The sequence below is a fragment of the Chromohalobacter sp. 296-RDG genome, from assembly GCF_029889885.1.
In the GTDB taxonomy this organism is placed as follows: Bacteria; Pseudomonadota; Gammaproteobacteria; order Pseudomonadales; family Halomonadaceae; genus Chromohalobacter.
Genome location: NZ_JARANY010000001.1, coordinates 99346 through 113615 on the forward strand (window position 1 = coordinate 99346; position 14270 = coordinate 113615).

Sequence of the window (14270 nt, forward strand, 5' to 3'; positions counted from 1 at the left end):
GTGATTCGGGCCCTTTGAGGTGTGGGCCCGCCATCGAAGCTCAATGATTGCTGTGACAGCCATTGGCGTCGAGCGCTGAAGAGTGACCTGCGGGGCTTCGTGCTCCGTGAGGTCGCTGTTCGTTTCATTCAGTGCCATGACCGATGGTATGGCGCGGTGCAAAGGATTGAACGACCCATGGGTGAGATCGCCAGAGAAATTCTGCCAGTCAATATCGAGGACGAGCTTAAACAGTCGTATCTCGATTACGCCATGAGCGTGATCATCGGCCGTGCGTTGCCGGATGTACGGGATGGCCTCAAGCCCGTACACCGGCGCGTATTGTTCGCCATGCATGAACTCAGCAATGACTGGAACAAAGCCTACAAGAAATCGGCCCGTGTCGTGGGTGATGTGATCGGTAAATATCACCCGCACGGGGATAGCGCGGTCTACGACACCATCGTGCGTATGGCGCAGACATTCTCGATGCGCTATGTGCTGGTCGATGGTCAGGGTAACTTCGGTTCCATCGACGGTGACAGTGCGGCGGCGATGCGTTACACCGAGGTGCGCATGGCACGCCTCGCCCATGACCTCCTCACCGATCTGGAAAAAGATACTGTCGACTGGGTCGACAACTACGATGGCACCGAACGCATCCCCGAGGTGTTGCCGACCAAGGTCCCCAACCTGCTGGTCAACGGGGCCTCGGGCATCGCTGTGGGCATGGCGACCAACATCCCGCCGCACAACATGCGCGAGGTAATCGATGGCTGCCTGGCACTGATCGACGATTACACGCTCAGCATCGACGATCTCATGGCGTATATCCCGGCCCCCGATTTTCCCACCGGCGGGATCATCAATGGCCGTGCGGGAATTCTCGATGCGTACCGTACCGGGCGCGGGCGCATTTATGTGCGGGCTCATCATACCATCGAGCATGACGACAAGACCGGACGCGATCACATCATCGTCACCGAACTGCCTTATCAGGTGAACAAGGCGCGCTTGATCGAGAAGATCGCCGAGCTGGTCAAGGATAAGCGTATCGACGGCATCGCCGAGTTGCGCGACGAGTCCGACAAGGAAGGTCTGCGCGTGGTGATCGAGGTCAAGCGCGGCGAGTCCGGCGAAGTGGTCGTCAACAACCTGTTCGCACATACTCAGCTGCAGACCGTATTCGGCATCAACATGGTGGCGCTGGATAACGGCCAGCCGAAGATCCTGAATCTCAAGGAGATTCTCGAGTCGTTCATTCGCCACCGTCGTGAGGTGGTGACGCGGCGCACGTTGTTCGAGCTCAAGAAGGCGCGCGACCGTGGCCATATTCTCGAGGGTCTGGCCGTGGCGATCTCCAACATCGATGATGTGATCGAACTCATCAAGGCGTCGCCCTCGGCCACCGAAGCCAAGGAAAAGCTGGTCGCACGTGCCTGGCAACCGGGGCAAGTCACCGGCATGCTCGAGCGCGCCGGAGCGACGTCCTGCAAGCCGGAAGATCTCGACGAAGGCTACGGACTCGCCGACAACGAGCGTGAATACCGCCTGTCACCGGCCCAGGCGCAGGCCATTCTGGAATTGCGCCTGCACCGTCTGACGGGGCTCGAAACCGAAAAATTGCTCGACGAATACCTGTCGATCCTCCAGCGTATCGCCGAGCTCAACGAGATTCTCGCTTCTCCGGAGCGGCTGCTTGAGGTCATTCGCGAGGAACTTGGCGCGATTCGCGATCAGTACGGCGATGACCGCAAGACCGAGATCCAGGCCAGCCATCTGGACCTGACCATCGAGGATCTGATCAACGAAGAAGACATGGTGGTCACCATCTCGCGCAGCGGCTATGCCAAGACGCAGCCGCTTTCCGACTACCAGGCTCAGCGGCGTGGCGGACGTGGCAAGTCGGCGACCACCATGAAAGACGAGGACATCATCGAGCACCTGTTGGTGGCCTCGACGCATGACACCATGCTGCTGTTCTCCAACCGTGGCAAGGTCTACTGGCTCAAAGTCTACGAGATGCCCAACGCCAGCCGTGGTTCGCGCGGCAAGCCGCTGGTCAACATGCTGCCATTGGATGATGGCGAGTCGATCAACGCCATCCTGCCGGTACGCGAATACCGCGACGACTGCTACATCTTCTTCGCTACCGCCAAGGGGACCGTCAAGCGGACCTCGCTGGAGCAATTCTCGCGGCCGCGCAGCGTGGGCTTGATCGCCATCGACCTCGAAGAAAACGACCGCCTGGTCGGCGCCGCGATCACCTCCGGCAACGATCATGCGATGCTGTTCTCGTCCAACGGCAAGGCCATTCGCTTCGAGGAAGGCAACGCACGCGCCATGGGCCGCACCGCTCGTGGTGTACGTGGCATGCGCCTGCAGGGCGACGCCGAGGTGATCAGCTTGATCATTCCGCAATCGTTGACCATCGATACCGAGGCTGACGACACCGGTGACGTTGCCGAGGAAACTCCGGTCCAGGCGGTCAGTGAAGATCAGGCCTATATCCTGACCGCCTCCGAGAATGGCTATGGCAAACGCACGCGTCTCGATGAGTTTCCGCTGCGTGGACGCGGCGGGCAAGGAGTCATCGCCATGCAAACCTCGCGGCGCAATGGTGCCATGGTGGCGGCGATTCAGGTCCGCGACAGCGATGAGATGATGCTAATCACCGACAAGGGCACATTGGTGCGCACGCGGGTCGAAGAAATTTCGGTCAGTTCACGTAATACGCAAGGGGTTACCCTGATTCGCACTGGCGAAGGCGAGCGTCTGGTCGCTACGGTGCGGGTCGATGAGCCAGGCGAGGCGCTAGCCTCCGATGAAGAAGGGGCGGTGATCGAAGAGGCGACGCCCGCGCTGGATGATGACGAGGCGCCACAAGGCGATTGAGTCTCAATGCGGCCGCTCCTTCGGGAGTGGTCGTTTTACGTTTGGAATCACGCTGATGACACGCAAGTTCAACTTCTGTGCCGGTCCAGCGGCGCTGCCCGGCCCCGTGCTTGAGCGCGCCCGCGACGAATTGCTCGACTATCAAGGGCGCGGCCTGTCGGTCATGGAAATGAGCCACCGCAGCGATGCTTTCGCGGAAATCGCTGCGCGTGCCGAGCGCGACCTGCGTGCGCTGCTGGCCGTGCCCGACAATTATCGCGTTCTGTTCATGCAGGGCGGCGCATCCAGCCAGTTCGCGATGGTGCCTTATAATCTGCTGGGCACGGGCGGTACACCGAACTATCTATACACTGGTATCTGGGGCAAGAAAGCGATTGCCGAGGCACGCCATCTGGCGGGTGCGCACGTGGCGGCCTCCAGCGAGGCCAATGGACTGACCGCGGTGCCGCGGCCTGAGGACATCGCCTTGTCGTCGGATGCTGCCTATCTGCATTATACGGCCAACGAAACCATCGGTGGCCTGGCATTCGATTACATTCCCGAGGTCGGTGACGTGCCGCTGGTATGCGATATGTCGTCGTCGATTCTCTCCGAGCCGCTGGATGTGTCCCGCTTCGGCGTCATCTATGCCGGAGCGCAGAAGAATATCGGCCCGGCGGGGCTGACGTTGGTCATCGTGCGTGACGATCTGCTCGAGCGCGCCTTGCCGAACACACCGACCATGTTCAACTATCGTGTCATGGCCGAGAACGGTTCGATGTTCAATACGCCGCCGACGTATGCCTGGTATCTGGCGGGGCTGGTCTTCGACTGGTTGCGCCACGACATGGGGGGAGTCGAGGCGATGGACCGGCTCAACGCGCGCAAATCCGAAAAGCTATATGCGACCATCGATGCCAGCGACTTCTATTCCAGCCCCATTGCCATGTCCAATCGTTCGCGCATGAACGTGCCGTTTGTGCTGGCCGATGAGTCGCTCAACGATGCGTTCTTGAATGATGCCGAGGCGGCGGGGCTTTTGAATCTCAAGGGCCACCGCAGCGTAGGCGGCATGCGTGCCAGCCTGTACAACGCCGTGCCGGAAGCGGCAGTGGATGCGCTGGTCGATTTCATGCGGGAGTTCGAACGACGCCATGGCTGATCATGACATGTCCGATAACGATGCCCCTATCACGTCGGCTGACCTGCCGGCATTGCGCGAGCGAATCGATACGCTGGATAGCGAGATTCTCAAGCTGGTCAGCGAACGCGCGCACTGCGCACAGCAAGTAGCGCAGGTGAAAAACGACAGCGATCCGCAAGCGACGTTCTATCGCCCCGAGCGCGAGGCTCAGGTATTGCGTCGCATCATGGCGCTGAACAAAGGTCCCCTCGACGACGAGGAAATGGCGCGCTTGTTCCGCGAGATCATGTCAGCGTGTCTGGCGCTGGAGCGGCCGGTCAAGGTCGCCTATCTCGGCCCCGAGGGCACGTTCACTCAGCAGGCGGCGCTCAAGCATTTCGGCGACAGTGCGGTAAGCTTGCCGATGGCAGCCATCGATGAAGTCTTTCGCGAGGTGGAAGCGGGGGCTGCGCATTTTGGCGTGGTCCCGGTGGAAAACTCCACCGAGGGAATCGTCAACAGCACCTTGGATACCTTCATGGATGCCAGCCTGCGCATCTGTGGCGAGGTGGTGCTGCGTATTCACCACCATCTCTTGGTGTCCAGCAATACGCGCCGCGACAAGGTCTCGCGCATTTATTCGCATCCCCAGTCCCTGGCGCAGTGCCGCAAGTGGCTGGACGCGCATTATCCCAATGCCGAGCGGGTGCCGGTGTCGTCCAATGCCGAGGCGGCGCGCCTGATCAAGAGCGAATGGCACAGCGCCGCGATTGCCGGCGACATGGCCGCCAAGCGTTACGAGCTCGAGAAGGTCGCCGAGAAGATCGAGGACCGTCCCGACAACTCGACACGCTTTCTGATCATCGGGCACCAGGACACGCCGCTCTCCGAGGATGACAAGACGTCCATCGTCGTGGCCATGCGCAACCAGCCCGGGGCGCTGCACGATCTGCTCGAGCCGTTCCACCGTCACAAGATCGATCTGACGCGCGTCGAGACGCGGCCGTCACGTACTGGGGTCTGGAATTACGTGTTCTTCATCGACTTCAAGGGCCATCGCGACGATCCACAGGTCGCGGCGGTGCTGGAGGAGATTACGTTGCGTGCTGCCGAGCTCAAGGTGTTGGGATCTTATCCCGTGGGTGTGTTGTAAATGTCGGAGCAGTCCTGTGCGCCGACCGAGCGCGGTATCCTCATCATTGGGTTGGGCCTGATCGGCGGTTCGTTGGCGGCAGCCTTGAAGGAAGCGGGTTTTGCGGGGCGTATTCTGGCCTGTGATCGTGACGCTGACGAAGTAGCGCGCGGCATCGACATGGGGCTGATCGATGCCGGCAGCACGGAGCTGGCGCCTTGGGTAGCCGAAAGCAGCTTGATCGTGCTGGCGGTGCCGGTATTGGCGATGGAAGCTGTGCTACGCGAATTGGCGCCGCATCTAGGCGAACAGGTAATCACCGACGTCGGCAGTACCAAAGGTGCCATCGAGGCAGCGGTCCAGCGGGCCTTCGATGGCATGCCGCCGCGCTTCGTGCCGGGGCATCCGATCGCGGGATCCGAAAGAAGCGGTTTAGCGGCGTCCAACTCTGCACTTTATCGCCGCCACAAGGTGATACTGACGCCGCGTGCCGATACCGATCCCGACGCCTTGGCCCGTGTACGAGCGCTATGGGCGGCTTGTGGGGCGGAGCTTCTCGAAATGGACGTGGCACGCCACGATCAGGTCCTGGCGCGCACTAGCCATCTCCCGCATTTGTTGGCGTTTTCGTTGGTCGACACCTTGGCGCGTCAGGACGAGCGCCTGGAAATCTTTCGCTATGCGGCGGGGGGCTTTCGCGACTTTACACGCATCGCCGGTAGCGACCCGGTCATGTGGCGCGATATTTTCAGTGCCAACCGCGAAGCAGTGCTTGGTGCACTGGATGAATTCGAGACGGGCGTTGCCCGTTTGCGCCGTGCCGTGACCGATAACGATGGCGATGCCATGCTGGCGATCTTCGATCGTGCCAATCATGCGCGGCAGTATTTCGATACGCTTTTGAACCAGACGAGTTATCAAGCGATGGAACAACGCAATATCCGTTACCGCGTGACTCCCGGTGGCGATGTGCGCGGTCGGATCCGCGTGCCGGGAGACAAATCGATCTCGCACCGCTCGATCATGCTCGGTGCACTTGCTGAAGGCGTGACCGACGTGCATGGCTTCCTCGAGGGTGAGGATAGTCTGGCGACGTTGCAGGCATTTCGTGAAATGGGCGTCGCCATCGAAGGTCCACACCAGGGGCGCGTGACCATCCATGGTGTCGGCCTGCATGGCCTGACGGCGCCTGCCGGCCCTCTTTATGTAGGCAATTCGGGCACCGCCATGCGCCTGTTCGCAGGCTTGCTGGCCGGGCAGGCCTTCGATACCGAGTTGACCGGTGATGTGTCGCTCAACAAGCGGCCGATGGGACGGGTAGCCGATCCGCTGCGCGAGATGGGCGCAGTGATCGAAACCGCTGAAGGCGGTCGGCCACCGCTGACGATTCGCGGTGGCCAGGCGCTGCGCGGCATTCGTTATGACATGCCCATGGCCAGTGCCCAGGTGAAGTCCTGTCTCTTGCTGGCAGGGCTCTATGCCGAGGGTGAGACGCGGGTGCGCGAGCCGGCACCGACGCGCGATCATACCGAGCGTATGCTCAACGGTTTCGGTTACGCGGTGCAGCGTGCGGCTGACGAAGCCTGGCTACAGGGCGGCGGTCGCTTGACGGCGTCGCCTATCGATGTGCCATCGGATATCTCGTCGGCGGTCTTCTATCTGGTGGCAGCGGCCATTACGCCGGGTTCGGACCTGCTTCTGGAGCATGTTGGGACTAATCCGACACGCATCGGAGCCATCAATATCCTCCAGGCCATGGGCGCCGATCTTGAATTGCTCAACCCTAGGGAAGTCGGCGGTGAGCCGGTTGCCGATATTCGCGTTCGCCATGCGCCGCTCAAGGGCATCGATATCCCCGTGGAACAGGTACCGCTGGCCATCGACGAGTTTCCCGTGCTGTTAATCGCTGCGGTCAATGCTGAAGGCGTGACCCGCTTGCGGGGCGCGGAAGAATTGCGCGTCAAGGAATCCGATCGCATCCAGGCGATGGCCGATGGTCTGGCGGTCCTTGGCGTTGAGAATACCGTTCATTCCGATGGCATCGACATCGTCGGTCGTGCCGACGCCAGTGATACGCATGTTGCGCATTATCGCGGTGGACATGTCGATAGCCTGGGCGACCATCGCATCGCCATGGCCTTCGCCATTGCCGCGCTGCGTGCCGAGAGCGAGATCATGATCGATGACTGCGCCAACGTAGCCACGTCATTCCCGGGATTCATCGATCTTGCGCGTCGTGTGGGGCTGTCGCTCGAAGAACAGGAGGCGTCATGAGCGTGTCGCACGACGAAGTGCCCGTACTGACCGTTGATGGGCCGGGTGGCGCAGGCAAGGGGACGGTCAGTCGCTTGATCGCCGAACGTCTGGGCTGGCACCTGCTGGACTCCGGAGCGCTATACCGCCTCACGGCACTGGCGGCGCTCAAGCATGGCCTGACATTGGGCGATGAGGCTGCCCTTGAGACCTGCGCCGAAACCCTGGATGTCCGCTTCGTGGCATGCGACGGCGAAACGCGTATCGAATTGGAAGGCCGCGACGTGAGCGGCGAAATCCGTACCGAAGAGGTCGGCGACGTTGCCTCGCAGGTGGCATCGTTGCCTCGAGTGCGTGATGCGCTTTTGAAACGCCAGCGTGACTTTCGCGACATGCCGGGGCTGGTAGCGGATGGACGGGATATGGGAACGGTGGTATTCCCCCAGGCGCCCCTGAAAGTTTACCTGACGGCCTCGGCCGAAGAGCGGGCGCGGCGACGCCATGAGCAGTTGCTGAATGCCGGTCGGGATGCTAATCTAACGAGTCTTCTAGAGGAAATTGAGGCTCGTGACGCGCGCGACATGCAACGTGCAGTAGCGCCACTCAAGCCGGCAGACGATGCCGTGTTGTTGGATAGTACGAGTCTTGCGATACCGGACGTGGTGGAGTGTATCGAAAGGCTGCTCAGTGCACGTGGGCTTGGCCTCCCGAACTGAGTAGCTGGGGTGAAACGGGCACCCATCCGGAGACCCTGGTCAGACGTCATGACGTGCGCGGGCGATAACCGAGAGCCTTCGCAGGTCGAACCAGCGCCAACGTCCCCAGGGATATGTAGGAAAGGCCCGCGCTTGCTGGTGGTGCGGAGAATGAGCGGCCTGGCCGCTATTAACGTTGATCACGTAGGAACAACATGAGCGAAAGCTTTGCTGAACTGTTCGAACAGTCTCTCCAGGACATCAATATGGAACCCGGTGCCATCGTCATGGCAACCGTGGTCGACATCGAAGGTGACTGGATTACCGTCAACGCGGGTCTGAAGTCCGAGGGGCAAATCCCCGTGGCACAGTTCCGTGATGACAACGGCGAATTGACTATCTCCGTGGGCGATGAAGTCAAGGTTGCCCTTGAAGCCGTTGAAGACGGCTTCGGCGAGACGCGTCTGTCTCGCGAAAAGGCCAAGCGTGCCGAGGCCTGGAAAGAGCTGGAAGCGGCCTTCGAGAAGGACGAAATCGTCAAGGGCGTGATCAACGGCAAGGTCAAGGGCGGCTTCACGGTCGATGTCTCTTCCATCCGCGCTTTCCTGCCCGGTTCTCTGGTTGACGTCCGTCCTGTACGCGATACTGCTCACCTTGAGCATAAAGAGCTGGACTTCAAGGTCATCAAACTCGATCCCAAGCGTAATAACGTTGTGGTCTCGCGCCGTGCCGTGCTCGAAGCCGAGAACAGCGCCGAGCGTGAAGCGCTTCTGTCGACGCTTCAGGAAGGTCAACAGATCGACGGTATCGTCAAGAACCTTACCGATTACGGTGCGTTCGTCGATCTGGGCGGCGTCGATGGCCTGCTGCACATCACCGACATGGCGTGGAAGCGCATCAAGCATCCCAGCGAGATCGTTGCGGTTGGCGATGAGGTCAACGTCAAGGTGCTCAAGTTCGATCGCGAGCGCAACCGTGTGTCTCTCGGCTTGAAGCAGCTGGGCGAAGATCCATGGGTCAACATCAAGGATCGTTATCCGGAAAACACCCGCGTCAATGCCCGCGTCACCAATCTGACCGACTACGGCTGCTTTGCCGAACTCGAGGAAGGTGTCGAAGGCTTGGTTCACGTTTCGGAAATGGACTGGACCAACAAGAACATTCATCCCTCGAAAGTCGTCCAGGTCGGCGATGATGTGGAAGTCATGGTGCTGGATATCGACGAAGAACGTCGTCGTATCTCCTTGGGTATCAAGCAGTGCACCACCAACCCGTGGGAAGACTTCAGCGCGCGCTATAACAAGGGCGATCGCGTCTCGGGCACCATCAAGTCGATCACCGACTTCGGTATCTTCATCGGCTTGGAAGGTGGCATCGACGGTCTGGTTCACTTGTCCGATATTTCTTGGAGCGAAACCGGCGAAGAAGCCGTGCGCCAGTTCAAGAAGGGCGACGAAGCCGAAGCGGTCATCCTCTCGATCGATCCAGAACGTGAGCGTATCTCGCTCGGCATCAAGCAGCTCGAAACCGATCCGGTCTCCGAGTACTTGGCCGTCAACGACAAGGGTGCCATCGTCACCGGTCGCGTTGTCGAAGTCGATGCCAAGGAAGCTCACGTCGAATTGGCGACTGATGTCGTGGCGGTACTCAAGGCCTCCGAGATCAGCCCCGATCGCGTCGAAGATGCACGCAATGTGCTCAACGAAGGTGATAGCGTCGAAGCCAAGATCGTCGGTGTCGATCGCAAGAATCGTGCGATCAACCTGTCTGTCAAGGCGAAAGAGCAGGTCGATACACGCCGTGCGATGGGCAAATTGCGCGATCAGGAAGCCGAGCCGGAGTCAGGCCCGACTACTATCGGTGATTTGATCAAGCAGCAGATGGGCGGCGAATAAGCCACATTGCCGCCGCGTCTTGGCGCGGCGGCGAGTGCTTTATCGAGCCGCACGAAAAACCGCGCCTCCAAGAGGCGCGGTTTTTTTATGTCGGGCAGATGGCTGATTCTTCGGGGTGGCTGGCTTTTACCTCAGTCATCACGTTTTGTGCCGGCATTTTCCAATGTCGTCAAGACACCGCGCAGGATGGAGAGCTCCTTGCGAGTCGGTTGAGCACGGGAGAAAAGTGCGTGTAGATGATCTTCAGTGCGTGCATGAGGCTGAGTCAGAAATCCCGAGGACGACAGCGCTTGGTGCAGGTGAGTCTCGAAGTGAGCCATCTGTTCGCGCGTCGGCAAGGCGGGCTGCTTGGACTTGGGCTGAGTGGCGCTGGGGGTTTGGTGACGCCATGCACGGCGTACTTCGTAGGCGAGTATCTGCACGGCTTGTGCCAGATTGAGGACACTGTAATCGGGGTTGGCGGGGATGCTGACCTGGTGCGTGCAATGCCGAATTTCATCGTTGGTCAGGCCGAAGCGCTCACGGCCGAACACCAGTGCCACCGGGGCTTCATGTGCATACTCGACCATTTGCACGGCCATGGGCTCGGGATCATCGAAATGGGGTAGAGGGAGGCTACGCAGGCGGGCGCTGGCGCCGATGACCTGGACGCAATCTCCGACGGCTTGTGAAATGTGTTCGACGACGCGTGCGTTGTCGAGCACATCGGTCGCACCAGCGGCTAGCCGAGTGGCCTCTGCGTCGGGAAAGCGGCGTGGATTGACCAGTACCAGGTCCCCTAGGCCCATGGTTTTCATGGCACGTGCGGCCTGGCCAATGTTGCCGGGGTGGAATGTCTGGACGAGTACGATACGTATATTGGAAAGCATAAAAATCGCGATACAGTCGAAGGCAGGGCGATAGTGTACTTGGGCTACGAGCTACGAGCTACGAGCTACGACTGATCCATTCCTCTGACATGAAAAACCCCCACCGGTTGCCCGGCAGGGGTTCGAGTCACGGGACAGCGCCCGGGAGTCAGTAGGCGGCGATTACATCATGCCGCCCATACCTCCCATGCCGCCCATGTCCGGTGCGCCACCGCCACCGCCGGATTCTTGCTCATCCGGGTCGTCGGCGATCATGGCTTCGGTGGTGATCATCAAGCCAGCCACGGAGCCTGCGGATTGCATCGCGCTACGTGTAACCTTGGCGGGATCGAGAACGCCCATGTCGAACAGGTCGCCATACTCACCGGTTTGTGCGTTGTAACCGTAGTTACCTTCACCGGCCTTGATCTGATTGACGATGATAGACGCTTCCTGACCTGCGTTAGTCACGATCTGACGCAGCGGCGATTCCATGGCACGCAAGGCGATGGCAATGCCGTGGGTCTGGTCTTCGTTCTCACCTTTGAGGTTGGCGAGATTGCCAAGGATGCGTACCAGTGCGGTACCACCGCCAGGCACGACGCCTTCTTCGACGGCGGCACGTGTGGAGTGCAGCGCATCTTCGACGCGAGCCTTTTTCTCTTTCATCTCGAACTCGGTCGCGGCACCCACGCGGATGACGGCGACACCGCCGGCCAGCTTGGCGACACGTTCCTGAAGTTTTTCGCGGTCGTAGTCGGAGCTGGTGTCTTCGATCTGAGCGCGGATCTGGCCAACACGTGTTTCGATGTCGGACTCGACGCCGGAACCATCGATGATGGTGGTGCTTTCCTTGGACATGGTGACACGCTTGGCGCTACCCAGGTGATCCAGGTTAGCTTGCTCGAGCGTCAGGCCGACTTCTTCGGAAATCACGGTGCCACCGGTAAGGATGGCGATGTCCTGAAGCATGGCTTTGCGGCGATCGCCGAAACCGGGTGCCTTGGTCGCTGCAACCTTGACGATGCCGCGCATGGTGTTGACCACCAGTGTTGCCAGCGCTTCGCCTTCGATGTCTTCGGCGATAATGCCCAATGGCTTACCGGACTTGGCAACTGCTTCCAGCACCGGCAGCAATTCGCGGATGTTGGAGATCTTCTTGTCGACCATCAGCAGATGCGGATCTTCCAGTTCCACCATCATGGTGTCCTGGTTGGTCACGAAGTAAGGCGACAGGTAGCCACGATCGAACTGCATACCTTCGACGACTTCCAGCTCGTCTTCGAAGCCACGGCCTTCGTCAACGGTGATGACGCCTTCCTTGCCGACTTTCTGCATGGCATCGGCGATAATTTCACCGATACGCTTGTCGCCATTCGCGGAAATGGTTCCCACCTGGGCGATGGCCTTGGCATCGGTGCACGGCACGGAAAGCTTATGGATTTCCTTTACGGCGGCGTCGACGGCATGGTCGATGCCACGCTTGAGATCCATCGGATTCATGCCCGCCGTCACGCCTTTCATGCCTTCAGTGACAATGGACTGGGCAAGAACGGTGGCGGTAGTGGTACCATCACCGGCCACGTCAGAGGTCTTGGAAGCAACTTCCTTGACCATCTGCGCGCCCATGTTTTCGAACTTGTCCTTGAGCTCAAGTTCCTTGGCGACGGAGACCCCATCCTTGGTTACGGTCGGAGAACCGAAGGATTTTTCCAGTACGACGTTACGCCCTTTAGGCCCGAGGGTGACCTTGACGGCGTCGGACAGGGTGTTAACACCGCGCGCCATGCGCTTGCGGGCATCATCGGAGAATTTGATCTGTTTAGCTGCCATTTCTAGCTCTTCCCATTAATGGCGCGATCAAGTCGCGCAAACGTGAAACGAAAATGTGATTGGTGAGCGTTGTGAATTACTCGGCAACGGCCAGAATATCGCTTTCGCTCATGATCAGGACTTCTTCGCCGTCGATTTTCTCTTTCTCGACGCCAAAGCCATCCTTGAAAATCACGGTATCACCCACCTTGACGTCCAGCGGGCGCACTTCGCCATTCTCGAGAATACGACCGTTGCCGATAGCAAGGACTTCACCGCGGGTCGGTTTCTCTTGAGCGTTACCCGGAAGCACGATGCCGCCAGAGGTTTTTTGCTCTTCTTCCATGCGACGGACGACGACGCGGTCGTGCAAAGGACGGATTTTCATTGCTCACGTTCTCCTGATGGTTCTATGGATCATAGGATAATCCCGTTGAGCCAAGCTCAAGGGTGAAGGCTGTGCCTTCTGTTTATAAGGCCGATGCATCAAAGCATTACGGCCGAATCATCTGTTAAGGCCTTGATTGGGTCGACGTATTCACTTTCAAGGGCTCTTCATGAATTTTTTCAATGCCGGGAATCATCTTTCCCTATGTAGTCACCTTCGATCGGTTGCTCGTCATTCGTCTGGCTATTTTGTGAGGCCTTGTTCGTGCGCTGCGTGTGCTCGTGCCAGTCATCGTCCCGGGTTTTTTCCTGAGTTGCGCCATCGGCGCCCATGGTAAACATTCGGCCGCGCCATCCACCACGTTGCAGGCTGCGGCCCAGCAAGCGGCGGCTACTCGGGATAAGGCAAAGCAGCCCCAAACCGTCCGATAGAAAACCGGGGGTGACCAGTAATGCTCCACCGAAGATCAGGGCGGCCCCTGTAATCAACTCGTCCGAGGGAATTTCTCCCTGAGTGAAGCGGGCCTGGGCGCGTTGCAGGGTCTGCACTCCTTCGCGTCGAATCAAATGGAGGCCTAGGGCGCCGGATAGCAGGACCAATGCCAACGTCGGAAGCAGACCTATCTGTCCCCCGATCGCGAACAGCACTACGAAATCGAGTAGCCCGAAAAGCGTAATGAAAAGTAACAGTGGCATGGCAGCTCCGTTTGATTTCGACTTCCCAGTAGATGGTGGCATGAGTGTGAATTGCAAGGGAAACGACGCGCTGGATGCAAGCGTGCTGAGAGACCGGATGGTATCACGTCGAGTACGCGTTATATCGTGCCAAACGGTGACTTAACGGGGCGAGTGTTGTAGCGCGGTAGCGGGCTGAAGTACGCGGGCGGGCTGAGGATCTGATGTCTCGTATACTCTTCAGATGAAACCTGATATTGGCCGAAAAGACGCTCGCTGGATGCTATCCGTGCGAGCGTCGATAGGGCGGCATCAGAACGTGATGCGATCATCCAGGTCTTCCACCGTTCCTTCGCCGATGCCTTTGACGCGGGTCAAATCATCGACCGAGGCGAAAGATCCATTGGTGTTGCGATCCTCGATGATCGCCTGTGCCTTGACGGCGCCGATGCCCGGTAGTTGGGTCAGGGTTTCAACAGAAGCTTGATTGATGTCGATAGGACCCGGGGCGTCTTCCTGGGCGATTGCGAGGGTAGTGACACTCAGCGCCAGTGTCAGTAGAGCACCGCTAAGCAGTTTGTTCATGCGATCAGTCCT

11 protein-coding genes are annotated in these 14270 nt (G+C 59.4%); 6 read left to right on the forward strand and 5 right to left on the reverse strand.

What is annotated here, in order from left to right:
* The first annotated feature begins 177 nt into the window (after positions 1–177).
* The 6 genes from gyrA to rpsA all read left to right on the forward strand — a co-directional run bounded on the left by gyrA (position 178) and on the right by rpsA (position 9951).
* Complete coding sequence (gyrA, locus tag OP495_RS00515; protein WP_280566488.1) at positions 178–2874, forward strand: DNA gyrase subunit A; 2697 nt, start codon at positions 178–180, stop codon at positions 2872–2874.
* A 55-nt stretch (positions 2875–2929) separates the two neighbouring features.
* Entirely contained in the window at positions 2930–4015 is a 1086-nt protein-coding gene (gene serC / locus OP495_RS00520) for a 3-phosphoserine/phosphohydroxythreonine transaminase (RefSeq protein WP_280562274.1), read from the forward strand.
* A 7-nt stretch (positions 4016–4022) separates the two neighbouring features.
* Positions 4023–5129, forward strand: a complete 1107-nt coding sequence (gene pheA / locus OP495_RS00525; protein WP_280562386.1) for a prephenate dehydratase — start codon at positions 4023–4025, stop codon at positions 5127–5129.
* The gene (locus OP495_RS00530; protein WP_280566490.1) at positions 5130–7382 is read left to right on the forward strand and encodes a bifunctional prephenate dehydrogenase/3-phosphoshikimate 1-carboxyvinyltransferase; all 2253 of its coding nucleotides are present in this window, start codon (positions 5130–5132) and stop codon (positions 7380–7382) included.
* Positions 7379–8077, forward strand: a complete 699-nt coding sequence (cmk, locus tag OP495_RS00535) for a (d)CMP kinase (RefSeq protein WP_280566493.1) — start codon at positions 7379–7381, stop codon at positions 8075–8077. The genes OP495_RS00530 and cmk overlap by 4 nt, the downstream gene beginning before the upstream one ends.
* Positions 8078–8271: 194 nt before the next feature.
* The gene (gene rpsA, locus OP495_RS00540) at positions 8272–9951 is read left to right on the forward strand and encodes a 30S ribosomal protein S1 (RefSeq protein WP_280562271.1); all 1680 of its coding nucleotides are present in this window, start codon (positions 8272–8274) and stop codon (positions 9949–9951) included.
* Between the two features lie 131 nt (positions 9952–10082).
* Here rpsA and OP495_RS00545 read toward each other — a convergent pair whose 3' ends face one another.
* The 5 genes from OP495_RS00545 to OP495_RS00565 all read right to left on the reverse strand — a co-directional run bounded on the left by OP495_RS00545 (position 10083) and on the right by OP495_RS00565 (position 14258).
* Complete coding sequence (locus tag OP495_RS00545) at positions 10083–10820, reverse strand: TrmJ/YjtD family RNA methyltransferase (RefSeq protein ID WP_280562270.1); 738 nt, start codon at positions 10818–10820, stop codon at positions 10083–10085.
* A gap of 162 nt (positions 10821–10982) precedes the next feature.
* The gene (groL, locus tag OP495_RS00550; protein ID WP_280562269.1) at positions 10983–12632 is read right to left on the reverse strand and encodes a chaperonin GroEL; all 1650 of its coding nucleotides are present in this window, start codon (positions 12630–12632) and stop codon (positions 10983–10985) included.
* 76 nt (positions 12633–12708) lie between these two features.
* Entirely contained in the window at positions 12709–12999 is a 291-nt protein-coding gene (locus OP495_RS00555) for a co-chaperone GroES (RefSeq protein ID WP_280562268.1), read from the reverse strand.
* A gap of 179 nt (positions 13000–13178) precedes the next feature.
* A complete protein-coding gene (locus tag OP495_RS00560; RefSeq protein WP_280566496.1) occupies positions 13179–13694 on the reverse strand; it encodes an FxsA family protein in 516 nt (171 codons plus the stop codon).
* Between the two features lie 291 nt (positions 13695–13985).
* Entirely contained in the window at positions 13986–14258 is a 273-nt protein-coding gene (locus tag OP495_RS00565) for a ComEA family DNA-binding protein (protein ID WP_280566500.1), read from the reverse strand.
* Positions 14259–14270 lie beyond the last annotated feature (12 nt).